This is a genomic window from Bifidobacterium sp. M0353, from assembly GCF_016100645.1.
Classification (GTDB): Bacteria; Actinomycetota; Actinomycetes; order Actinomycetales; family Bifidobacteriaceae; genus Bombiscardovia; species Bombiscardovia choladohabitans.
This window is the reverse complement of record NZ_JACFSB010000006.1, coordinates 1-577: the sequence shown is the minus strand read 5'-3', so window position 1 is coordinate 577 and position 577 is coordinate 1. Positions and strand designations below refer to the sequence as shown.

The window sequence follows — 577 nt, the reverse complement described above, 5'->3', positions numbered from 1 at the left end:
GCGGCCTTTTTACGGTTCCTGGCCTTTTGCTGGCCTTTTGCTCACATGTTCTTTCCTGCGTTATCCCCTGATTCTGTGGATAACCGTAGTCGGTCTCACCCTGAATTCGCATCTAGATGGTAGAGCCACAAACAGCCGGTACAAGCAACGATCTCCAGGACCATCTGAATCATGCGCGGATGACACGAACTCACGACGGCGATCACAGACATTAACCCACAGTACAGACACTGCGACAACGTGGCAATTCGTCGCAATACCGTCTCACTGAACTGGCCGATAATTGCAGACGAACGTGAGACCAGACCAATAAAAAACGCCCGGCGGCAACCGAGCGTTCTGAACAAATCCAGATGGAGTTCTGAGGTCATTACTGGATCTATCAACAGGAGTCCAAGCGAGCTCGATATCAAATTACGCCCCGCCCTGCCACTCATCGCAGTACTGTTGTAATTCATTAAGCATTCTGCCGACATGGAAGCCATCACAAACGGCATGATGAACCTGAATCGCCAGCGGCATCAGCACCTTGTCGCCTTGCGTATAATATTTGCCCATGGTGAAAACGGGGGCGAAG

1 protein-coding gene is annotated in these 577 nt (G+C 51.1%); it reads right to left on the bottom strand.

Annotated elements, in window-relative coordinates:
- Positions 1 to 414 precede the first annotated feature (414 nt).
- A partial coding sequence (locus tag H3V04_RS08730) for a CatA-like O-acetyltransferase (RefSeq protein WP_269748886.1) occupies positions 415 to 577 on the bottom strand: 163 nt, incomplete at its 5' end.